We start from the raw sequence: 22915 nt of genomic DNA, 5'->3' as shown, positions 1-22915 counted from the left end.
TTGCTATATTCATTTATTTGTATGCTTTTTAAAGTTATAATTAAACTATCGTTTTGAAGAGGTGAAAAAAATGCAATTACCATTAAATAAATTTGCATCTCAACTTCAAGTGTCTGGAATTAGAGCGATATCTAACCGTATACCTGAAATTGATGATGTGATTAACTTAACAGTTGGTCAACCCGATTTTCCTGTACCAACAAGTGTTAAAGATGCAATGAAACAAGCAGTTGATCATAACTTTACATCTTATTCTCATAATGCTGGGTTACCAGAATTGAGAAAAATCGTTGCACAATATTATAAAAATCGCTTTAATGCTTCATTTGAAACAGATGAAATCCTTATCACAAATGGTGCAAGCGAAGCGTTAGACACGACATTAAGAGGTATTCTTGAACATGGCGATGAAGTATTAATTCCTTCACCAGTATATGCTGGGTATGTCCCACTTATTGAATTGTTAGGTGCTAAACCTATATACATAGATACTACCCAAACTGGCCTCAAAATAACGCCTGAATTAGTTGAATCTCATATAACTGATAAAACAAAAGCTATCTTGCTGAATTATCCAAATAACCCTACTGGAATTACGTTGAATCAACAAGAAGTAGAAGCACTTGTTGATGTATTTAAAGACTACCCTATTTATGTTGTCAGTGATGAGATATATGCAGAAAATACATTTAATCAGACTCATACATCTTTCGCTTCGTATGACGTAATCAAAGATCAATGTATTTTACTAGGTGGTTTGAGTAAATCACATTCAATGACTGGTCTAAGAATCGGATTCTTATTAGGACCACAATATGTTATGAAACAATTAACCTTTGTACATGCCTATAATTGTATTTGTGCGAATGTGCCGAGCCAATACGCTGCAATTGAAGCACTAACAAATGCAATTGATTCGCCTAAGGAAATGAATAAAGCATATATAGAACGTAGAGATTATGTATACAAGCGATTGATTGACATAGGCTTTAAATTAAATGAAAAACCACAAGGTGCATTTTACATTTTCCCACAAATTTCACATTTCGGAATGGATGATTATGAATTCTGTATGAAAGCACTTGAAGATTACCATGTCGCGATTGTACCAGGTTCAGCTTTCACCCATATTGGTAAGGGCTATATTAGAATTTCATATGCTTATAATTTAGAAGCACTTGAAGAAGGACTGAATAGATTAGAAAGAATGATTCAAGAACTATTTTAAAGGGGCTGAAATACAATGGATTTATTATGGCAAACGTTTGAAAATAGAAGTGATTTACTTAAAAGTTTAGTCAGACATCAATCTATAACACATTCAGAAGGAGAAAAGACTTTTCCTTACTTTTTAAGAGATCAATACTTAAAGTTAGATTATTTTAAGCGTAATGCTCATCAAGTTATGCTGCAACCGACTGGGGATGGTCGTCATGCAGTTCTTGCATATTACAAAGCACCACAATCTAAAAAAACGCTCGTTTGTATAAGTCATTTTGATACTGTTGGTATCGATGATTATAGCGAATATAAAGATGATGCTTTTGATATGGATAAAATCACAGAAATATTTAGACAAGATATGAAATACTTAACGCCTGATGCTAAAAAAGATATCCAAACGCACAATTATTTATTTGGGCGTGGTTCAATGGATATGAAACCAGGTCTTATGATACATATGTCTATGATAGAAAAAGCAATACAAGAATCATGGGATATTAACATAATCGTTGTTTCAGTACCTGATGAAGAAGTTGAGTCTAAAGGTATGCATGCAGCCGTTCAAAAGCTCAATCAAATTCGTAAGGAAGATCATTTAGATATAGCTTTACATTTAAACAGTGAACCTACTTTTTCACAAGCAGAAAATGACCCAAATCATTATGTATATTCAGGGACAATAGGCAAAATTATGCCTTCAGTATTATGCTATGGTAAAGAAACACATGTTGGACAACCATTGAATGGTATTAGTTCGAATTACATACAAAGCTTTATTAATAGCAAAATGGAATACTGTACTTTGTTTAAGGAAACATACAAAGATGAAACGACGCCGCTTCCAGTTTCTCTCATGAGTAGAGATATTAAAGATCATTATGACGTTCAAACACCATTTAGAACTGTTTCATTATATAATGTATTCTTATTTAACAGAAATGCAGAACAAGCTTTTAAAATATTTAATGATGTTGTCAGAGATGCTATTCATACTTGCGAAAAAGCATACCAAGAAACATTAAAATCTGAGGGTTTTGATAAAACATTATCAATTAACCTTTTAACTTTCAAAGAATTAAAAGCACGCGCAATAAAAGAATATGGTGAAAGTAAAATTAATCAAATTATTGAACAAACAGTTCATGAAATTCATGATGAAAGAGCACAATCTATAGAAATTACAGACCGTTTTATGCATATGTTAAAAGGTTTAGGACCAAGTGTTGTGACATTTTTTGCGCCACCTTATTATCCAGCTGCGCACTCTTCTGAAGATACATTTATTGATGAAATTGTTCAATCTGTTTGTGATACATCTTTAAGTCAGTTTGATAGAGTTTCAAAAAGACAATATTTCTTTAATGGCATTAGTGATCTGAGTTACGCCAAATATAGACAAGACGATTTAGGATTTGAAAGTTATATTGAACAAACACCTGTGTTTAATCAATCATACTTTATACCATTTAAAGATATACAAGAAATAAGTGCACCAGTTATTAATATTGGGCCTATCGGTAAAGATGCTCATCAAGTAACAGAACGCATCAATATGAAAAGTGCGTTTGAAGAAATACCTGCAATTATTGAGCAAGTCATAAGAAAGCATTTATTATAATGAAAAAAAAGAGAGGTTGAGACATTATGAAATGTCTCAACCTCTTGTTTTTATTTGTATCAATATTAAGGAAACTTAGGAAATTGATCGAAGTCTGGTTGACGTTTTTCTTTGAAAGCGTCTCTTCCTTCTTTTGCTTCGTCTGAAGTGTAATATAACAATGTTGCATCACCAGCGAATTGTTGTAAACCAGCTAATCCATCAGTGTCAGCGTTCATAGCAGCTTTTAAGAAACGTAATGCAGTTGGTGAATGTTGCATCATTTCTTTACACCATTGAACAGTTTCATCTTCTATTTTATCTAATGGTACAACTGTATTTACAAGACCCATATCAATAGCTTCTTTTGCATCGTATTGACGACATAAGAACCAAATTTCACGTGCTTTTTTATGTCCAACAATTCTTGCTAAATAGCCTGAACCATAACCAGCATCGAATGAACCTACTTTAGGTCCAGTTTGACCGAATCTTGCATTTTCAGCAGCAATTGTTAAGTCACATACGATATGTAGTACGTGTCCACCACCAATAGCATATCCTCTAACCATAGCTACTACTGGTTTAGGAATAACACGGATAAGACGTTGTAAATCTAGTACATTTAATCTTGGAATTTGGTCATCGCCAACGTAACCACCATGTCCACGAACAGATTGGTCTCCACCTGAACAGAATGCTAAGTCGCCTTCACCAGTTAAGATGATAGAACCTACTCTTTCATCATCTCTAGCTCTAGAGAAAGCATCGATCATTTCTTGAACTGTTAAAGGTGTGAATGCATTACGTACTTCTGGACGGTTGATTGTAATTTTAGCAATACCTTCGAAAAATTCATATTTAATTTCTTTATATTCTTTTATAGTTTCCCATTGTCTTGACATAATTTGCCTCCTAAAATAAATTCTATTATTATTGTATCAAATTTTGAGGGTTGTTCCACATGAATTGTGTGCCCAGCATCATTAACAATATAAAATTTACTATTTTTTATACTTTCGTTCATTTGTTTACCTATTTGAATAAACTTTTCATCTTTTTGACCGACGATAATACAAGTTGGCACATTCATTGTATTCACATGATGCCAATTGGATGGTTGTGAACCTGTACCATAATCTTTAAGTGCTTTACTTAAGCCGTTGGGATTTTGAGAAAGTCTCATCTGTTTAATGCGTTCTCTTTCTTCAGTAGAAAGTAAAGATTGACTATTAAATAATGGTAGTTTAGACCATTCCTCGACAAACTGATGTAATCCAACTTCTTGAATGCGCGCTGCTCTATTATGATCGACTTCAATTCTATTCTGCTTATCTGATGGATCTTTAAGTCCTGGACTAGCACTTTCTAAAATCAAGCCGCTTAATAGGTCTGGGTATTGCACAGCAAAGCTTAACGCAACACGTCCACCCATAGAATATCCATGCAAATAAATCTTATCAAGTTCTAAATAATCAATGACTTCTTTAATCTTAGAAACAATAAAATCCATTGACCATATTTCATCATAACTTGATTCATCATTTCCATGTCCGGGTAAATCAATGGTTATTACATTTAAGCCTTTGTTACTCAAGGTACTCTCAACTAAATGAAATGAAGTATAATCACTGATGAAGCCGTGTAATAAAATAATAGACGGTTTATGTTCATCATACGACTTAACGCGGTGATTTAACATATTGAATACCTTTCATTTGTTCAAAAAGTTGTCTATGTGTTGCGGTATTTTCTTCTCTATTCGTTAGAATTTCGTATAAATAAGAACCAAATTGTGGTAATGTTTGTTTCTTATAATCAGAAACACTTTCAAACTTTTCGTATCCTAACTCATATAGATGCGCAACATGTTGGAAATCTAAATCAAGTGGTGTACCGAATAATTTTTCAAAATGTTCAGGTGCTTCTTCTTTTTGAGCTAAGTAATTGAAGATGCCACCACCATTATTGTTTAAGCATACAATTGTAATATCTAAATCATGAAGTTTACTCATAATCAAGCCATTCATATCATGAAAGAATGAAACGTCACCTATGATAAGTGTAACTTTTTTATATACAGACATGCCAAGTGCAGTCGACACCACACCATCAATACCATTCGCACCTCTATTAGCTGCTATTTCAGCTTTTGAGTTTAAATTAAATGTATCGACATCTCTTATCGGCATACTATTACCAACAAATACAGTATCTTTAGAAGTCATTTTTTTCAATAAACTACCTACTGCAGCACCTTCATCTGTTTCTTCATCGATATATTTTTCAATCAATGCACTCGCTTCATTATCCATTGTTATCCATTTTTCTAACCAATTCTTGTTTTGAGTGGGTGTTACATCTTGAGCTTGTCTGAAGAAATCATTTGGGCTTAGTTCCACTGAAATCGTTGGTACTTTAGGATAGGCATCAGGTGTATCATTATTTTGCACAAGAATTTGTGGACATTTAACTTCTTTTAACCAATTGTTTAAATGTTTAGAAACGACTGGTTGCCCCACTCTGATGATAAATTGCGGTTCAATACTTAAACCGCCTTTGAAAAGTGCATCATAAGTAGAAATCACATTTGGGTGATTTAATTTTCTCAAATTACTTAATGGATCAGCTAATATAGGAATATTATGGATAGCTGAATAAGTTAATATTTGAGATAAATCTTGACCTTGTGTATCTCCTACAATAACGACACCTCTTGGTTTTTCGATATATGTTTGTATACTCGTAAAATCAATCGATTTTTGGTATTTTGTTTCTAATTTTCTTTTAGAAGACAAATATCTTCTTAATTTCACATTAGGAATTAACGGCTCTCTAAATGGAAAATTAAAATGTACAGGTCCTCTTTGTGGACCAACAAAATGCTTCTCAGCTTTAATCATATTCATATTAATTACATTTAATGTACCTTCTGACTCATCAGCTATAGGCATATCAAATTGAAACTTCGTAAAGTTTTGGAACATATTCACTTGATTGATTGCTTGAGGTGCACCCACATTACGTAATTCATGTGGTCTATCACTCGTTACAACAACAAGTGGTAATCGACTAATAAACGCTTCAGAAACAGCTGGCATATAATTAGATGCAGCCGTTCCTGAAGTACAAATGATTGCGACAGGCTTTTGACTTGCTTTGATTATACCAAGTGCAAAAAATGCTGCGCTTCTTTCATCTGGATGAACCCATGTTTTTAAATGCGGATGTCGTTCACAAGCTATTGCTAATGGTGTAGATCGTGATCCAGGACTAATAACAACATCATCGACACCATATTCATATAATTTAGAAACAAATGTAAATACTTGTTTAGTGAGACTTTCAATATGTGTACTCAATTCTACATCACTCCTAGTGCTTTCAACATTGGTTTAAATTTTAAGTCTGTTTCTTCAAACTCAGATATTGCTTCAGAATCTTTTACAATACCACAACCTGAATACAATGTTGCAGTATGATTATTCACTAACATAGAACGAATAGATACAACAAATTCACCATTATTTTCTAAATCTATATAACCTAATGGTGCGCCGTAAAACCCTCTTGTTCCGAACTCTTCATGTTCTATAAATTTAATCGCTTCAACTTTAGGAAATCCTCCTAATGCTGGCGTTGGATGCAATTGATTAACAATTTCTAATACATTTTCAGATAGTAAATCTGCTTGTATTTTCGTATATAAATGATATAAATGTTTGTTTGTGAGTATGGTTGGCTTTTTATCGTATTCAATTTGTTTCGTAAATGATTGAATGTCATGAATGATACTATCCACTACATAACGATGTTCAAATTGATTTTTAGAATCATTTAGAAGTTCATCTTTTAATTCATCATTCTTTGATTCGTCTTCTGTTCTTAAAATCGTACCAGCAATTGCATTTGTATATAGTTTACCATCTTCTATTTGGCAAAGTTGTTCAGGTGTTTGTGAAATAAATTGGGAATTACCTGATTCAAATAGCAATAAATAGCTTGATTCATTTGAATCTAATGATCTTTGTAATGCATCTTCAACATTAACATGATTTTCAAATTCAATTTGTCTTCTTCGAGATAGTACGACTTTTTGTAGGGCTACAGATTCATTCATTTGTGAAACAACTTTAGTAACTAATGCTTTCCATTCTTCACTTTGAATATCTTTATTATCCACTACTACAGGTTCACTCGATTCGATTTTTTCATTTTCTGTTTCTAAAATACTTATAACTTCGTTAATATTATCGATATCGAATTTGTTACCATGATCCGTATAAGTAAGATAATAATGACCATTTTCTTTTGTCACCAAATATTTAGGCAATACAAAATGACTCATCCCGTAATCTTTCCATTCATTCGTTAATGAATGCTCTGAAAATTGAAAGCCACCAAAGAATTTTAGATGGTGCTTTTCATCATGTAACTTAATCGTATTTAATTGTTCTTTAATATTTTGCCAGTATTCATATATATCATCATGTTCTAGATGCGAATACCTAGCTTCTAATAAATATCCAATTCCGCACATTTCTAATTTAGAATCTTTAGATTTGTAATAAAAATGTTGTCCTGTATAATTGATTTCTTCCCTTAATAAATGGATTAAATCTGGTTGATATTGAAGCTCAATTTCAACTGAAATATAATTTTTATTTCCATCGATTTCAGAAATTATCTGTTGCTTCAAATCCGTCCTCAAGGCCATTTCACTTCCACTTCTTTCCGAAAAATATCTATCTACTTATTTTATCATTTTTTAAGTCAACATGCGTTAATATTGTACTTTAAATACAGAATATAAATTAAAATTTTACACAATTACAGTGATTGACCAATTGATAGCGAAAGCATATACTAATACTGTCAAAAATATAAATTTAAGAGGTAAATACATGTCACAAAATTTATCACAGCATTCAGGCTTGAAAAAATATTATCATTTGATGAGACCACATACACTAACAGCATCATTTGTTCCTGTCCTATTGGGTACCGCTTCATCAAAGATTTTTTTAACAGGTGCTGAAGCATCCATTAAAATTTCAGTCGTATTAGCAATGTTACTCGCAAGTATTTTAATACAAGCAGCAACTAATATGTTTAATGAATACTTTGATTATAAGCGAGGATTAGATGACCATACTTCTGTCGGTATCGGAGGCGCAATTGTAAGAAATGGTATGTCTCCTAAATCCGTTTATAATTTAGCAATAGCATTCTATGTTATAGCTGTCATATTAGGTATTTACATATGCATGCAAAGTACATGGCTATTAATACCAATAGGATTAGTTTGTATGGCAATCGGTTATTTTTATACAGGTGGACCAATCCCTATTTCATGGACGCCATTCGGTGAAATATTTGCTGGATTCTTCATGGGATTTGTAATTGTCATGATTTCATTCTATATACAAACAGGTACTTTAAGCTTTTATCCAGCATTATTAAGTATCCCTGTTTCTATTACAATCGGACTTATCAACTTAGCAAATAACATTAGGGACCGCGAAAAAGACAAACAAAGTGGTAGAAAGACTTACGCGATCTTAGTCGGTAAAAGACTATCTATCATGACTATGGCAATTCTTTATATTTTCGCATATGTCTTTGTTATTTACTTAGCATTATTTAAACCATACGGCTCTCTTTTATGGTTGCTCGTCTTAATATCTGCACCATTCCCAATCAAAGCCGTACGTCGATTTAACAAAAATGACACACCACAAACAATGATGCCTGCAATGGCAGCTACAGGTAAAGCAAACACAATCTTCGGATTGTTATTAGCACTTGGTGTATATATTAGTGGTTTATTAGGTGGATTATAAAAATAAGACCATGCCAACAAATGTTGGCATGGTCTTAATATTTTAAGAACTCAAGTATATCTTGTTCAATTTGTTCTTTATCGTCACTTCTTGTCATTAAATGTGTTGCATTTTTATAGGCTGTTAATTCTTTGTGTTCTGATGCTATATCATGAAATATTTTCTCTGCACTATCTCGATAGAATGTTTGATCTAATTCTCCATATTTTATAGATATAGGTATTTTTACTGCTTCTAAATGATTCATAATATCCTCTATAAATGATGTGAAAATACGTGCACCTTCGTCATAATCATCAATGAGTGCAAGTTGGCGTTTACTTTCATCTTCATCTAAATCTTGGATCTGGTTAATTCTTTCTCCATAATGATAGAGTCTTCTTTTAATATCTTTATTTGTTCTATTATGAGGTGTAGACATTGCTATACATTTCTTCACATCATATGTTTCGACAAGTTTTAAAGACATAAGCGCACCTAATGAAACACCAAGCACATGAATATTTTCGTATCCACTATCCTTTAAATAGTGATAGCTATCACGTACCTGCTCCCACCAATCATTTGTCGTATAAGCTAATAAACCTTCTAAACTTAATCCATGTCCTTTATAAGCTGGAATATAACACGTGTATCCCGCTTCGTTTAGAAACTCTGCTAAAGCTTTTACATCTCTTACTGTACCTGTAAATGAATGCAATAATATAACCGCTTCATCTCCACCTTTTAAAAATACATTTTGAGATTCTTTCAATTTCAACAATCAAATCACTCCGATTTCAATTTCGATATCCCTATTATAACGCTTTTTCCATATAATAGTTTGTCGTTTCAAACCCCATTTTTTTATATAACTCATATGCAATTTGATTATGACCGAAAACATGGAGTCGAATACTTTTAATGTCATGTTCCTTGCAATACTCATCTAAAGCTTGCATCGTCATTTTACCTAAACCTTTACCTCTTTCAGATTCGTCAATTTTAATATCGTAAATAAAGCTCTTTAATACATGATCTTTCTCGAAAACATGTAGCCATAAAATACCAACCTTATCCCCTTCATTAAAGATATTAAAAATTTTATGACCTTCCGTATGTAAACCATCAGGTAGAAGTTTCTTAAAATATGCTCTACCTCTTTCATCGGCTTCTTCAACTGACCAAGAACCACTTTTCACTTGTTCATCAGCAAATTCTTTCAAAGAAACCTCATAAAAATCATTAAAGTCCTGCATTTCCATTAATTTTAATTCAACAGTCATATAATCCCCACCAATCTCTATATTTAGGTTCATTATACACTTCTAAAAATTAGAAACAAAAATACAATTATTTGTTTAACCATTTAATAAACAAAATCCCTAAAATCAAAATACTCACAGCAACTAGCGATTCAATCTTCTCTTTCTTCGTCGTTTTACGAATACTTATACTTGCTTTCATATCGAAGACACCTCTTAATCATTAATTTTTCACAATAGACAAATATTGCCAAATTGTGTTATTATTTCTTTGAAGAAGGACAACGTGCTACTACACATTGTCCAATGAGCCCGTTTTAAAGACGGTGACCTTATTTACAAATGATTTAATAAATCATCTCTCTTTAGTCAAAAGTTGTTAGAGATGGTTTATTTTTTTTGGTTCATTTTTACAATTGCGATTACTAAACCGCTTAAGAGAATGATAAAAGTATTTTATACTATATATCCTTTTGATATAATAATCTTAATTTTCAAAAAGAAAGGATGTATAAGATGAATGATCATATCATAATCATTGGAGGCGGAATAGCTGGACTAAGATTAGCATCCCTTCTACAAAAAGAGAATATTCCTTATAAAATTTTAGAAGCAAGGGAACACTTAGGTGGAAGAGTTTTGACACAAATTGAAGATGAAAAAAATTACTTCGATTTAGGACCTACTTGGTATTGGCCAGAAAAAGAACCTACGATTACACAATTAATTAAAGATTTAAATATCCCAACTATGGAGCAGTTTAATAATGGAAAAAGTTTATTACAGCTGAGTAATGACAGCAATATAAAATCATTTGATTCTGATGCTGTAAATAGTAAAAGTTATCGTATTATTGGTGGTGTCAAAAAACTAATTGATGTTATAAAAAAAGATATTCCCAATGAATCGATACATACTCATACAATAGTTGAAAAAGTCACTAAAAATAATGACAATTATACGATTGATGCTTTTAATAATGAAACTAAGAAATCAATTTCATATACAGCAAACAAAGTTGTACTATGTTTACCACCTCGTTTATTGCTAGAAAATATAACATTCTCACCCAAATTCAATCAAGAAACCTATTTAGATTTATTAAATAAACCAACATGGATGGGTGCTCAAGCTAAAATAGTATTAACATATAAATCGCCATTTTGGAGAGAGCAGAACTTATCTGGTAATGTCATTAGTTGGGTAGGACCTTTAAGAGAAGTTTACGATGCAACAACGGATGAAGGTAACGCTGCATTATTTGGATTCTTTAGTCTTTCACCAGAAAGTAGAAGTAAACTTACAGAACAAGAAATTAAAACTAAAGTTGTAAATCAATTAACAACACTATTCGGGGATGAAATTCAAAATTATCAATCCATTTATTATAAAGATTGGTCACAAGATACTTATATGACCACTTCAGGAGATAAATTAAATATAGAAAGCTTTCCAACATATGAACCACCCGTTAACCCACCAGAAAGAATATACTTCGCTGGTACAGAATACGATCAGAAAAATGGCGGTCATTTAGAAGGTGCATTAAATTCTGCTCATTCAACCTTCAAACAAATTTTAAGTGAATATAACAAACACTAATCTAAAAAATAAACCTTCTCAAACTAATCGATAGTCTTAAGAGAAGGTTTTTATTTTACTTTTGTTCTTTATCAAAAATATCTTTCTTAATGATATATTCAAAAATAATTTTTATTATCACTACTCCTATTGGTAATAATACGTAGTGTGTATTATTGTCATGGTTGCCAATGTGCTGATCATACATACTTAATATAAAATACATAACAAAACAATAAATAAGACATATTACAATTCCCGTTTTATTTATTTTTCTTTTCAACTTTCCTTCCCCTTTCTATAAAACGAAAATTAGCTCTTTTTATTTATTATAATTTTTGGTTGTAATTTGTAAATACATTTTACATAAATTGGATATAATAAGGTGTATGGATAATATTAAATAGATAGTGTAATATTATCTTATTGGAGGGGTTTATGATGACGAATACGATCGACGAAGTTATCGAATTAAGATCAAAGAAAGAATATATAAAAGCAAAAGAAAAAATGGAAGATATATTAAGCGAAGATCCTAACAATGCATATTACAATTATCAAATGGCATGGTGTCTAGATAATTTAGGATTAGAACACGAGGCTATTAATTATTATCATAAAGCTATTAATAACAATTTAGACCTAATATATCTAAAAGATACTTATATAGGTTTAGGAAGTACTTATAGAAGTATTGGCAAATACAAAGAAGCTGAGCAGATTTTAAATGAAGGATTAACAAAATTTGATGACAGCCCTGTATTGAAAATTTTTCTTGCTATTACACATTATAATATGAATAATAATCAGGAGTCTGTTTCTCTATTAATTGATACATTGCTAACAAATGTTGATAATACTGAGATTCATGAATATAAAAATGCTTTGAAATTTTACAATGAAAATCTAGATAAGATATTCAAGTGATATATACATATTTATATAGAAGGTCACATGTAATAATTCAACTATAAAATAGACAAGTTCTACCAAATTATGTTATAATTCAATTGAAAAAAAGGACAACGTGTTGGTGTACGTTGTCCAATGAGCCCGTTATAAAGACGGTGACCTTATTTACAAATGATTAAATAAATCATCTCTAACAGGTCTATAGTTGAAAGAGATGGTTTATTTTTTTTGGTTTAATTTAACAATTGTGATTACTAAACCTAATAATAGTACGATAAAACTACCGAAACTAAACATTAAGTTTAGCGCATCGCCAATTGGTACCACTAGAGCCTTCTCCTTTCTAAAGATTTAGTTGATACTTTCATAAGCATCACCTCACTTTATACTAAGATCGGCCACCATCTATACAACTTGCTCTGTTATAATATACCAAATTCCCAGTATTTGTTATATATATATTCAAGACCATAATAGATAAAATATTCCAAATTATGATTTTATACAAACGAGAAAACAACGTGCTGTAACACATTGTCCAATGAGCCAGTTATAAAAACGATGGCTTTGTTAATTACTATAAAAATAGCCATTTAACATGCCAAAGTTAAAGATGGCTATTTTTTATGATTTAAATCATTACAAGGAGTGAAAATATGAAGCAACCAAAGTACATATTATTATCTACATTACCCATCTACATATTATTCTTTATACAAGGATTCTACGCTGTTATTTATAAAGAAAACCCTATCGCTAGAGTAATTGCTGTAATTAGCATGATAATCTTTACAATTATGCTCACTCTTCTCGTTTCAAAGGTATTAGATGCTAGCAAACAAAATAAAAATAGAAAAATAAGATAAGAGCTAGAAATAAAAATATACATAAAAAAAGAAAAAACCCTGAGTTATCAAGGTTTTTTCTTTTCACTATACGTGACTAATTAATCTGAGCGGAGATGGAGTCCTTTAATATACTTTCAGATAATAACAGAAAGCCTTATATTATAAGGTTTTTGGCGCTTATACTTTCAGATAAATACATAATAAACTGGATCATTTTGACACACATTTGACACATCAAATTTTATCTATACTTTACAAAAAGACTATTCCTATAATGAAAAATACTAATTGTAGGAGAGGTTTTTAAGTGAAGATAAAGTTAAATATTACACCTCTTTAAACCAAATATAAATTTTAACTTCCTTTATTTGTAAAATTATGATAATAATAGATTATAACATTAAACATATAAAGGAGTGTAATACCTATTAATATTTTCAAAACAAAAATCGCCTTTTGGTCATTTATAGTTTTAGGCTTTTTAACTTTAATAATTGCTTTCATTTATATGGATAGTAACTATTTCTTACCTATAATTTTACTATCTTTATCCCTATTTTTTTTAGCAGACGTTAGAGAAAAGGCAAAATTCAATATATTTATATCTATATTTTTATTTATATTTTCCATAATCTTATTTTTAGTTATATAAATTTAAAAAAGTCGGGCATATTAACCCGACTTTTTTAGTATCTATTTACAGATGTAACTCTATTATCATAATAACAAACTGACGACCCTCTAGGGTGTGTTTTCAGCCATAAATGTCTTTTATAGCCTTTTATCACAAAACCATTTTTACCAAGAGCCATATTACCTCCACCAGCTATTAAAAAACCTCCTTGCGCAATTGATGTAATTGGTCCACCTAAAAATTTAGCCAAAGCTTTTCTACCTAATGATTTAGCTATAGCTTTTCCACTAATCCTACTTCCTTTTATAGCTGTAGCAGTTCCTATTAATTGCTTATTTGATATACGTTGAGTGTAATACTTTTTCTTTAAATTTTTCTTATTATAACATTTATTTCTTGCAGCTGGCACCGCCGACCTAAACGAAGTATTACTATTAACTTTATTTTCAAAATCTATGATTTTCTTTTGATCATCTTCAGTTAAATTATCAAGGTCTATAGCTACAGGTCCATTGGCATTAATATATTCATCATAATTACTAACTTCTATGTATTTCTGGTCATCTACTATAACATCACCTACATTAAACTCATTTTCGTTCTCTTTAGCTTCAGCAAATGGTGATATGACAGTACTAACTAGTCCTAATACTAATATTAAAATAATATACTTTTGCAACTTCATTATAAAACCTCCTTTTTTACATTATATACCAATTATCCAAAATATGTATATAGTTGATAATAAATAATTTGATTTTTCACAAAAAAAGACCCACTAATTAAAGTGGGTCTTTATCTTGAATGCGACAATTATCTCGCCAATCAACTTAATGTATATTTAACTCTCACACATAGATATATTAAAACATAATAAATAAACTAGTAAGATGAAAGTGTGAAAGAAATTTCATATTATCTTAAGTAATTATTTTTGAGTACAATGTCTATTTCTTTTTGCAATTTTTTCTTTTCTGCAGCATACGATTTACCAGCCGTTTCATGGATTCTATTTACTGCTCTTTGAGCAACTCTATGGCTTTTAATCGTTTTATCGCGTTTCAGCTTATTTACAGCTTGTTTAGCTGCCATAACCTTTTCATCTAATGATTTCTTGTAATCATAGGCATTGTATTTTACCTGAGTTTGTTCAGCTTGTTTAGCATCAGCCTCTCCTATCGAAACTGTTAGTGCCAATCCTAATGATGTAAATGCTAATAGTAATTTTTTTGATAATTGCATGTGTATTCTCCTATCTATAAAGTATATGTATATTTTATAGAATGAGTGATATAAAACCATTAACTATTTCTTAATTAATTATTAAATACGAATGACATCATCAGGTTTTTGACTTGCTGAACTTCCACTAATGATTTACATACAATAATGTGGCAAATTATCAAATATTTCATTAAACATTGTGGTCAACATTAATCACGTTTACAAACTAAAAAAGCCCACCTATTTCATTTAGGTGAGCTTTTGGATATTCATATATAGCCACGTTGTGCCCAAAAATATTAACTCCGCCTAAATAAAAAAAGAAAAAACCCTGAGTTATCAAGGTTTTTTCTTTTCACTATACGTGACTAATTAATCTGAGCGGAGATGGAGGGATTTTAAAAACCTTGTAATAACCGTTGTTACACTGATTTTGTGACATGTTTGTGACCAAAATAATTAAAAATTTATCAATAGTCTCACTTTACAAAACAGAACGTTTGTTCGTATAATAAAACTACTAATTATACGTGAGGTGTTTAAATTGAAAATCATTAACCCTGGAATGCCTGAACCCTACAAATATGAAACTGATTACCGTAAGATACCTAAAGAATATTTAAACAGTAATATCCCAGAAGGTCGTAAGATGATTAAATGGGCACCATTTGCAACAATGCCACAACAATATGAAACGATTAACGGTTTTATCGAAGACCAAAGCAAAGTTGATAAACCTGCGTTCGATGAATTAGCCTTACGTGATTTGAACGATGTATTAGCACAAAAATTATTTTATGATCCACCAGCAACAATTAAGTATTGGGAGAATGGATATTATAAAACGATTGAGTGTGAGATTAATAAATTTGATAGTGAAAGAAATAAATTAGAGGTATTGGAGAATGGCGAAAAAGTATTACTAAGTATGGATTGCATTGTGGAAATAAAATAAACACATCTATCTTAATAATAGATGTGTTTATATTATATATACTATTTTTCAGGTGGTACTTTAATAATTTTACCATCAGGTCTTTTTATTGAAGCTTTGTAATTACCTTTTTCATCAACAACTAAATCTACTAATTCATAATCTTTAATATTTTCACTCACTGTAACCACTCCTTTTTATAGTATAATTACACTATAACATACAAACAGTTTTTATTAATTAACTTAAATCAAATTTTCATCATCATTTCTATCTATATTTATATAATCATTTTTATCATCATCATAAGGATTAATAAAATTAATTATATTTTCTTTGTATTTTATAAACAATCCTATAATTGTAACTATTCCTAATAAATTCAAGATACTATTTTGTTTTTTCATGTATATAATCCCCTATAAACTTAGATGATTTACCTTTTTCTAAAGAACAGAATTTATCATAAAACTTTTCTATTTTATCTTTATATTTTACTTTATGTTCATCTATATTTTTTAATTTTTCAGCTAATTTAAATTCATCTGTTATGATTTCACCTGGTAAATCGTTCATATAATCCATATAGAAACCTCTTAAGCCTTTATCGTATTTCTCTATATCATATGCGAAAAAATATTGTGGTCTTTTAAGAATACCAAAATCAAACATTACTGATGAGTAATCCGTGATAAGTGCATCTGATATTAAATATAATTCAGATATATCACTATAATTAGATACATCAATCGCAAAATCTTCATAACCATTTAAATCTAAAGCATTAGCAATCAAATAGTGCATTCTTAATAGAATTACATAATTTTCTCCTAATTCTTTTTGTAGATTTTCTAAATTGATTTTTAAATCAAATAAGTATTGTCCCTTTTTGACAAACTCATCATCTCTCCATGTAGGAGCATACATAATAACTTTTTTACCTTCTGGTAAATTCAAGTCTTTTTTAATTTGATTGATGTGTTCTTGATCATCACTTCTGTTAACTAACACATCATTACGTGGATAACCGATTTCCCAAGTTCGTTCTTCATCCATCCAAAATGCTGTTTTAAATATATTTGTTGAATATCTATTTGGAGATACTAAATAATCCCATCTTGAAGTCTCAGCATAAAAATTCTTTTTATAATTAGCTGTTGTTGTGCCTGGCATTCTTACAACTTTCATATCATTAGCTAAGCGTTTTAATGGTGTACCGTGCCAAGTTTGAATATATATTTGATTTTCTTTTTTATTCAAATACAACGGCAACCTAGCATTAGTAACCCAAAATTTAGCTTTAGAATAAGCAGCATAATATTCTTTAGAACCTTTTTTTACTTTTTCTGCATTACCTATAATTACATTTTTATCTGGATTATTGAATACCCAAATATAATTTAATTTAGGATAATTTTTTTGCATATACTCATAGATATATTTCGGGCTATCACTATAGTTCTTACCACCAAATGATTCAAATACAATTGTTTTTGAATCAACAGATTCTTTCTTATCCAACAACTGATATTTAGACCTATTTTTCATTTTATTATTTTGCACTATATTTTTAACGTGCCTGCTTACACTTCTTAAATTGTTGACGTATTTAGCATTTTCCACAGCGTTCATAGATAAAAATAGCATTTCTAAATTATAAAGTAGTTTTGCATCTTTTAATAAATCCCACTTTATTGTCTTAACAATCTTAACCAATGGTTTCTCAAGCATATTATACCTTAATTCAATGTCTCTTAAAGAAGGGTCAAAACCATTTTTAATTTCTAGTTTCATCTTATAAGTTAAAAAGTTCAGTACTTTTTTATTATTTGTTCTCTTAACAGAATCAATGTAACTATTAACATAATCTTCAAATGTTAAAATAAAATCTTGGTCACTTAGGGTATTTCCATTGAAAGGATCGTATACTTCCCCTCTGTAATAAAAAGGGAAGTCAAATAGTCTTACAAACCTCTCTACATAGTTAATGTAATCAAGTATGAATGATGCGTCTGTATAGATTTTTAAATTTTCATTAAATCTAATATTATGCGCTTTAATAATTGCTGTCTTAAATAAAATATTACATGCAGTATTTTTTCTTAAAAATGAATTAGGATTTGATTGTTGAGTTAAATACTCAATTCTTATTTTGTCTTTGTCTACATATTGTGGTTTGTTGATTGCAAACTTATGAATAGGTGCTATTAAACCATCTAATCCATTAACTTTTGACAAATAACACTCAACTGCATAACTTGCTAATTGATCATCAGCATCTAAAAACATAAGATATTGCGTGTTTACTTTTTCTAATGCTTTATTTCTGGCATGTGCATGTCCAGCATTTTCTTCTAATTTAATATACGTAATATTTTTATCGTAATCTCTAGTTGCTTCTTTAATCAAATTAGCTGATGAATCAGTCGAACCATCATCAACTATTATTAAATCAAAGTTTTGATTTCTTTGCTTCTTCATACTTTCAATACAATCTAAAATATGTTCTTCATTATTATAATACGTAATAATAATTGATAGCTTATTCAATTTTATCTCTCCATTTTCTAAATTGTTTACTCTTGTAGTTCATCTAATAATTTTTTATAGTTATTGATGGCAGTTTGTTTACTAAAGTTTTCACTTAATTTTACATCTTTAAGAGGATTATTTCTAGCATTTTCCATAGCAATGGCTAGCTCACCTATATTATTCTTTTCTACCAATATACCATTTTGATTATTTTCTATTAATTCGCTGGGACCATACTTTATGTTATAAGATATAATAGGACAATCATTATTTAAGCTTTCCATTATAGTTAGCCCAAATCCTTCAAATTCACTCGTTAATATAGACGCTATCGAATTCCTAAATACTTCTTTGGGGTTATTTGTATAACCCTTAAACTCTACATGATTTTCTAAATTTAATTCATTAACGAGGTTTTGTAATTTGTTTTTTTCTCCGTCTTCATCTTTTCCATATATAAGTAATTTTGATTCATATCCTTTGTTAATATACTTACTAAAAGCTTGTATAATGTGATCAATTTGTTTTTCTTTAGATATCCTACCCACATAACAAAATTGGTCAATCTTATTAATATTTTTGGCGTCATTTATTTCTTCAACAAAGTGGGGTATGACTTTTATTTTACTATCATTAATTTCAAAGTCTTGCTGAATATCTTTCTTTTGATAATTAGTAAGGACTATATATTTATCAATTTTCTCGTTTTTACTTAATGCAAGTTTGTAAGAGCCTCTAATACCACTATTAATTAAATGAGTACTGTGAAATACTAATACCCTTTTCAACTTTTTATTACACTCAATTAATGATTTATCTAATAACCTAGCATCGTTAAATACGATTGAGCCATCTTCAAGAACATGATTGAAATAGTAAGTAAACATTTCTTTCTCATTTTCAAAAAATTTAAATGGTCTATCATCTCGATAAAGCACAATATACAATAATTTATTTTTATCTATATCAGAGAAATGTTTTTTTAAATATAAATCCCCTTTTTTATTATAATATTCTTCATATAATTTAGAGTATTTAGTTGCAGAATAATTAGTGATTCTATGAAGTACTCCATTTTTAGTATATTCTCGCCTTTCTAATTTCTTCTTTGAGAAAGGACACATGAAATCTTCAAATTTTAATACATTAGTCCCCTCATAAAAATTTCTATATAGAACATATTCTTTGTCTTTATAATACCTAATTATATTTTTATCAATTTCTTCTCTTAAATTCGGTACTTTAACCTTAGTTTCTTTTGTTCCTTTATTAAACATAGTTGGTTTTGAATACACTTCTAGCAAGTTATTGTTAGATAGCCATTCATAAATGTTTCTTATTATTAAAGAATCATTTATAATGCCTCTTTCTTTAAAATCTACATATATATTTAAATAATCTGGATCGTAGTTTGTTGTATGTATGACTGACTTTTGATTAAGGTTTTCTTCAAGAAATTTAATCCTATATAATAATGATTTAGTCCTACCCCCATGAACTTTCGGTAGTGTCGATGTAATAGTATGTAACAAAAAAATCACCCCTTAATTTTATATAACCTTTCACTTAAAAGTTGTTATAAAAAAACCTCACTCATAAGAGTGAGGCTGCATATCAAACTTAATTAAGATAAAAAAGTTTGTAAACTAATTAAAACACATTATGAATAAATTGTAAATTGTTATTCCTAGTATTTAATAAGTAAATATACTATCCATTGATGTGATCTTTTGCGTATTCATATAGCTTTCTTATAGTATTAAATCTTGCAAATTCTAATGAAGCTTTACCATTCCTCAAATCTTGTACAGTTTGATATGGTATACCAGTATTTTTAGAAATTTGAGATCCATTTTCGTTTTTTAATAATTCATTGATGTCGTTTATTATATCGTCAAAGTCAATCATATTACCACCTACTTGTCTTTCATTAATTTAAGTAAAACTAAAGTTGTTGCTACAGTAAGCAAAATATTTAAAGAACCATTATTCAAAAACAAATTTATCCAAAGCAAAGCAACGAGAATTATAGCAATTGTTTTCATATTATTCTGATGTTAGAATATAAATATAGTAGGAAGGGCTTAGCGCCCTTTCCTTTATTCCTTATCGTCTTTATTATCTTTTTTAAGTGCTTTGACTAGTGCAATAGTCGATATCACTGTAAAGATAATATTGACGATTTTTTCTATATTATCTAACATCTTATCCCTCCCTTGACTTGATAAATTAATTATATCACGGTATACCGTGATATATCAAGTGTTTTCATTATTTTTATTTAAATTTTTACATAAAAAAATAACCCCACTATGCATGTAAGTGGGGTTTGTGTGTATGAACTATCTAGCCGGTAAACTAAATAGGGTAAACATATAATACTACTTCTTACTTGTAATCTTCAAGTCAAACCATAATTTTGTTTCTTTTTCTAACTTTTCATCTTTGTGTGTAATTGGTCCTAATGCACAGTAGAAACGTCCAGCTTTTGGATTAGTTGGGTATTCAAACTCTGCCCACCAGAAACCATCTTTTTTAGTTACTGAGAAGAAGTTAATATATTGATCTGCTAAGATGTTATTTGACGATGGTAATGCTGGTTCATTCAAACCAGGTTTCTTCTTAGCTGCGATTGGTTCTACACCTTTCTTAACCGTTGCTTGACCAGACCATTTCCATGTTGTTTTTTTACCACCATTGTAATAATGTTTAATACGAGAAATAAAGTAATCTTTTAACTTATTACGATTAGCTAACGTATCTGGTGCATTTTTCCCAACATGCATATCCCAAGAACGATGAGGGCAAGATGTGCCGAAATACTGTCTGTGAAGATTAACAGTCGTGCGATTGACTGGTAAGCTATAAGATTTCATAACGGCTGCTGCCACTTTAAATGTTGCCTCTTCATTTAATTTGAACTGGGCATCTGTTAAACTTGCTGCTGGGTGCGATTGACAAACTTCGAATCCGATCAGATTACTGTTGGCCCAGTTATTTCCACAATGCCATTCAATATAATCTGTTGGGTGATACCAAAGTGTCTCATCTTTGTTTACATAAACTGAAGCCCATCCATTAACATGCGTTCCGTTTTGTTCTCTCGTGTATAGCCATGGTAAATATTGATTAGGTGTCATTGAACCATAATCGTTGTGAATAACAATACCTGCTATACTCGCCTTTTTACCTGTTAATTTACTACCTTGAATGTGTTTTGAATAAATATCTTTCATTATAAATCTCTCCTTTAGTTTTTTCTTGGCTATAACTGCACTGTCATAACCAAGTCATAATAAAAAGCCGACTATTTAGCCGACTTATTTAATATCATTTTCTTTATTGTGTTTAGTTGTAAATTCTTCTTTAATTTCTTGTTTGACTGTTGAACCTTTATCACTTTTAATAACTTGCAATTTTTCAGCAATTTCCTTAGGAACTAACACGCCCATTTCAGCACAATTTTCTATAATGCTTAGTCCTTCATTGGCAATGTAATAAAAGATTGTTATCATCAATAAACCACCGTTAAGTCCTAATATTTGATCAATAATATTTGCTAAAACAATAATGCAAAAAATCATCATCTTTCTTGCAAAACCAAACATAGACTTTCGACTCCACAATGATTTATTTTTTACAGCTTTAGATAATCCTGTAACAATATCTAAACCCATTAATATCATCAGAAACCACATAAGCTTGATGTCTCCTGCATAGATGAATGTATGAAATGCTTCTGATTCTGTAAATTTCACTCTTATTTCCTCCATATTCTCACTCCTTTATAGTCTTGCTATCTATAATAAAAAGACACCTACCGAAGTAAGTGCCTTGTGATTTTATTCGTTTTCATCTATATTTACTGGGTAATCTTCACCGGTAATTTCTTTGTATTCTCTTTTAGTAAGTGAGCCATTATCAACCAGTAATTTAATGGTGAAGTTGGTATAAATACCATTGTCGTACATATATTGAACATCTGAAAGCTGTATGGCATTATCAGCTATGTCAACATTTTGTTTTATATTCGCAATTTGAAATAAAATATCGCCTACATATTTAAGTAGACGATGGTTATGCGCTTCTATTTTATTACTACGTTCAATGAATAGCTTAAGTTTTTCGTTTTGAGAATTCATAGCTTCTTCTAATCTTTCTAAATCACTGTTCTTCAAAGGTGGTTCAGAACCAATCCATCTCTGATAGTCTGGATCAAAATAAAACGGTTGCCATATGCCTTCATAAGGTGGAATTTCAGTATAAGGTTCATTAGGATAATCCCAATCACTTATAACTGTTCTAGGTGTGCCATCATATAAATATACGGTTTTTGCCATGG

Annotated in this window: 23 protein-coding genes; 7 read left to right on the top strand and 16 right to left on the bottom strand. The window is 30.1% G+C overall.

The features are described 5' to 3' along the window. Positions 1-70 precede the first annotated feature (70 nt). Together LQ694_RS10650 and LQ694_RS10645 are read left to right on the top strand one after the other, a co-directional pair. A complete protein-coding gene (locus LQ694_RS10650; RefSeq protein WP_049319891.1) occupies positions 71-1228 on the top strand; it encodes an aminotransferase class I/II-fold pyridoxal phosphate-dependent enzyme in 1158 nt (385 codons plus the stop codon). 15 nt (positions 1229-1243) lie between these two features. Next, positions 1244-2842, top strand: a complete 1599-nt coding sequence (locus tag LQ694_RS10645; RefSeq protein WP_196968620.1) for a M20/M25/M40 family metallo-hydrolase — start codon at positions 1244-1246, stop codon at positions 2840-2842. Positions 2843-2907: 65 nt separating this feature from the next. Here the strand turns inward: LQ694_RS10645 and menB are convergent, their stop codons facing one another. The 4 genes from menB to LQ694_RS10625 are packed head-to-tail and all read right to left on the bottom strand — an operon-like array spanning position 2908 to position 7520. Beyond that, positions 2908-3729: a 1,4-dihydroxy-2-naphthoyl-CoA synthase gene (menB, locus tag LQ694_RS10640; protein WP_171992079.1), complete on the bottom strand. Its 822-nt coding sequence runs from the start codon at positions 3727-3729 to the stop codon at positions 2908-2910. After that, positions 3702-4523, bottom strand: a complete 822-nt coding sequence (gene menH, locus LQ694_RS10635; RefSeq protein ID WP_196968621.1) for a 2-succinyl-6-hydroxy-2,4-cyclohexadiene-1-carboxylate synthase — start codon at positions 4521-4523, stop codon at positions 3702-3704. The genes menB and menH overlap by 28 nt, the downstream gene beginning before the upstream one ends. Further along, complete coding sequence (gene menD, locus LQ694_RS10630; protein ID WP_196968622.1) at positions 4504-6183, bottom strand: 2-succinyl-5-enolpyruvyl-6-hydroxy-3-cyclohexene-1-carboxylic-acid synthase; 1680 nt, start codon at positions 6181-6183, stop codon at positions 4504-4506. The genes menH and menD overlap by 20 nt, the downstream gene beginning before the upstream one ends. Before the next feature lie 2 nt (positions 6184-6185). After that, complete coding sequence (locus LQ694_RS10625) at positions 6186-7520, bottom strand: isochorismate synthase (protein ID WP_239772030.1); 1335 nt, start codon at positions 7518-7520, stop codon at positions 6186-6188. A 205-nt stretch (positions 7521-7725) separates the two neighbouring features. On the opposite strand from LQ694_RS10625, the gene LQ694_RS10620 reads away from it, so the two are divergent. Next, on the top strand, positions 7726-8664 hold the full coding sequence (locus tag LQ694_RS10620) for a 1,4-dihydroxy-2-naphthoate polyprenyltransferase (protein ID WP_025905471.1): 939 nt from the start codon (positions 7726-7728) through the stop codon (positions 8662-8664). Between the two features lie 34 nt (positions 8665-8698). Here the strand turns inward: LQ694_RS10620 and LQ694_RS10615 are convergent, their stop codons facing one another. Both LQ694_RS10615 and LQ694_RS10610 read right to left on the bottom strand, forming a co-directional pair. After that, positions 8699-9427, bottom strand: coding sequence for an alpha/beta hydrolase (locus tag LQ694_RS10615; protein WP_196968623.1), 729 nt, complete (start codon positions 9425-9427; stop codon positions 8699-8701). A gap of 34 nt (positions 9428-9461) precedes the next feature. Beyond that, positions 9462-9929: a GNAT family N-acetyltransferase gene (locus LQ694_RS10610; RefSeq protein WP_058612184.1), complete on the bottom strand. Its 468-nt coding sequence runs from the start codon at positions 9927-9929 to the stop codon at positions 9462-9464. Positions 9930-10424: 495 nt separating this feature from the next. On the opposite strand from LQ694_RS10610, the gene LQ694_RS10605 reads away from it, so the two are divergent. Next, the gene (locus LQ694_RS10605) at positions 10425-11510 is read left to right on the top strand and encodes a flavin monoamine oxidase family protein (RefSeq protein ID WP_196968625.1); all 1086 of its coding nucleotides are present in this window, start codon (positions 10425-10427) and stop codon (positions 11508-11510) included. Between the two features lie 420 nt (positions 11511-11930). Beyond that, positions 11931-12416, top strand: coding sequence for a tetratricopeptide repeat protein (locus tag LQ694_RS10600; protein ID WP_196968626.1), 486 nt, complete (start codon positions 11931-11933; stop codon positions 12414-12416). 204 nt (positions 12417-12620) lie between these two features. On the opposite strand, the gene LQ694_RS10595 is transcribed toward LQ694_RS10600, so the two are convergent. Next, complete coding sequence (locus LQ694_RS10595) at positions 12621-12728, bottom strand: putative holin-like toxin (protein WP_065381051.1); 108 nt, start codon at positions 12726-12728, stop codon at positions 12621-12623. A 329-nt stretch (positions 12729-13057) separates the two neighbouring features. On the opposite strand from LQ694_RS10595, the gene LQ694_RS10590 reads away from it, so the two are divergent. Next, positions 13058-13267: a hypothetical protein gene (locus tag LQ694_RS10590; protein ID WP_058612188.1), complete on the top strand. Its 210-nt coding sequence runs from the start codon at positions 13058-13060 to the stop codon at positions 13265-13267. 668 nt (positions 13268-13935) lie between these two features. Here the strand turns inward: LQ694_RS10590 and LQ694_RS10585 are convergent. Together LQ694_RS10585 and LQ694_RS10580 are read right to left on the bottom strand one after the other, a co-directional pair. Beyond that, positions 13936-14568 (bottom strand): hypothetical protein, encoded by a 633-nt coding sequence (locus tag LQ694_RS10585; RefSeq protein WP_196968627.1) that lies wholly within the window; start codon positions 14566-14568, stop codon positions 13936-13938. Between the two features lie 230 nt (positions 14569-14798). After that, a complete protein-coding gene (locus LQ694_RS10580; RefSeq protein WP_159315219.1) occupies positions 14799-15125 on the bottom strand; it encodes a fibrinogen-binding protein in 327 nt (108 codons plus the stop codon). A 526-nt stretch (positions 15126-15651) separates the two neighbouring features. On the opposite strand from LQ694_RS10580, the gene LQ694_RS10575 reads away from it, so the two are divergent. Beyond that, positions 15652-16062, top strand: a complete 411-nt coding sequence (locus tag LQ694_RS10575; protein ID WP_204184927.1) for a YolD-like family protein — start codon at positions 15652-15654, stop codon at positions 16060-16062. 224 nt (positions 16063-16286) lie between these two features. On the opposite strand, the gene LQ694_RS10570 is transcribed toward LQ694_RS10575, so the two are convergent. From LQ694_RS10570 to LQ694_RS10540, 7 genes are all read right to left on the bottom strand, one after another. Continuing rightward, positions 16287-16448 carry a hypothetical protein gene (locus tag LQ694_RS10570; RefSeq protein WP_204184928.1) on the bottom strand — a complete coding sequence of 54 codons (162 nt, stop codon included), beginning with the start codon at positions 16446-16448 and terminating at the stop codon, positions 16287-16289. Next, a complete protein-coding gene (locus LQ694_RS10565; protein WP_204184929.1) occupies positions 16432-18591 on the bottom strand; it encodes a bifunctional glycosyltransferase/CDP-glycerol:glycerophosphate glycerophosphotransferase in 2160 nt (719 codons plus the stop codon). The genes LQ694_RS10570 and LQ694_RS10565 overlap by 17 nt, the downstream gene beginning before the upstream one ends. A gap of 26 nt (positions 18592-18617) precedes the next feature. Beyond that, positions 18618-20105, bottom strand: a complete 1488-nt coding sequence (locus tag LQ694_RS10560) for a glycosyltransferase (protein WP_185160444.1) — start codon at positions 20103-20105, stop codon at positions 18618-18620. A gap of 178 nt (positions 20106-20283) precedes the next feature. After that, positions 20284-20481: a hypothetical protein gene (locus LQ694_RS10555; RefSeq protein WP_185160445.1), complete on the bottom strand. Its 198-nt coding sequence runs from the start codon at positions 20479-20481 to the stop codon at positions 20284-20286. A gap of 473 nt (positions 20482-20954) precedes the next feature. Continuing rightward, entirely contained in the window at positions 20955-21809 is an 855-nt protein-coding gene (locus tag LQ694_RS10550) for a peptidoglycan recognition protein family protein (protein ID WP_185160446.1), read from the bottom strand. Positions 21810-21893: 84 nt separating this feature from the next. Next, positions 21894-22346, bottom strand: coding sequence for a phage holin family protein (locus tag LQ694_RS10545; protein ID WP_058591511.1), 453 nt, complete (start codon positions 22344-22346; stop codon positions 21894-21896). Between the two features lie 69 nt (positions 22347-22415). Beyond that, positions 22416-22913: an XkdX family protein gene (locus tag LQ694_RS10540; RefSeq protein ID WP_231493076.1), complete on the bottom strand. Its 498-nt coding sequence runs from the start codon at positions 22911-22913 to the stop codon at positions 22416-22418. Positions 22914-22915 lie beyond the last annotated feature (2 nt).

Origin of the sequence: Mammaliicoccus sp. P-M58, assembly GCF_022386165.1 — a bacterium.
Classification (GTDB): Bacteria; Bacillota; Bacilli; order Staphylococcales; family Staphylococcaceae; genus Mammaliicoccus; species Mammaliicoccus sciuri.
Note: the sequence above shows the minus strand (reverse complement) of the source record. Positions and strands in the feature narration are given on the sequence as shown.

Bases quoted from the DNA above. Each gene is read 5' to 3' on its own strand.
- LQ694_RS10650 (WP_049319891.1), top strand. From the start codon at position 71: ATGCAATTACCATTAAATAAATTTGCATCTCAACTTCAAGTGTCTGGA.
- LQ694_RS10645 (WP_196968620.1), top strand. From the start codon at position 1,244: ATGGATTTATTATGGCAAACGTTTGAAAATAGAAGTGATTTACTTAAA.
- menH (WP_196968621.1), bottom strand. From the start codon at position 4,523: ATGTTAAATCACCGCGTTAAGTCGTATGATGAACATAAACCGTCTATT.
- LQ694_RS10620 (WP_025905471.1), top strand. From the start codon at position 7,726: ATGTCACAAAATTTATCACAGCATTCAGGCTTGAAAAAATATTATCAT.
- LQ694_RS10610 (WP_058612184.1), bottom strand. From the start codon at position 9,929: ATGACTGTTGAATTAAAATTAATGGAAATGCAGGACTTTAATGATTTT.
- LQ694_RS10605 (WP_196968625.1), top strand. From the start codon at position 10,425: ATGAATGATCATATCATAATCATTGGAGGCGGAATAGCTGGACTAAGA.
- LQ694_RS10600 (WP_196968626.1), top strand. From the start codon at position 11,931: ATGACGAATACGATCGACGAAGTTATCGAATTAAGATCAAAGAAAGAA.
- LQ694_RS10590 (WP_058612188.1), top strand. From the start codon at position 13,058: ATGAAGCAACCAAAGTACATATTATTATCTACATTACCCATCTACATA.
- LQ694_RS10585 (WP_196968627.1), bottom strand. From the start codon at position 14,568: ATGAAGTTGCAAAAGTATATTATTTTAATATTAGTATTAGGACTAGTT.
- LQ694_RS10580 (WP_159315219.1), bottom strand. From the start codon at position 15,125: ATGCAATTATCAAAAAAATTACTATTAGCATTTACATCATTAGGATTG.
- LQ694_RS10570 (WP_204184928.1), bottom strand. From the start codon at position 16,448: ATGAAAAAACAAAATAGTATCTTGAATTTATTAGGAATAGTTACAATT.
- LQ694_RS10555 (WP_185160445.1), bottom strand. From the start codon at position 20,481: ATGATTGACTTTGACGATATAATAAACGACATCAATGAATTATTAAAA.
- LQ694_RS10550 (WP_185160446.1), bottom strand. From the start codon at position 21,809: ATGAAAGATATTTATTCAAAACACATTCAAGGTAGTAAATTAACAGGT.
- LQ694_RS10545 (WP_058591511.1), bottom strand. From the start codon at position 22,346: ATGGAGGAAATAAGAGTGAAATTTACAGAATCAGAAGCATTTCATACA.
- LQ694_RS10540 (WP_231493076.1), bottom strand. From the start codon at position 22,913: ATGGCAAAAACCGTATATTTATATGATGGCACACCTAGAACAGTTATA.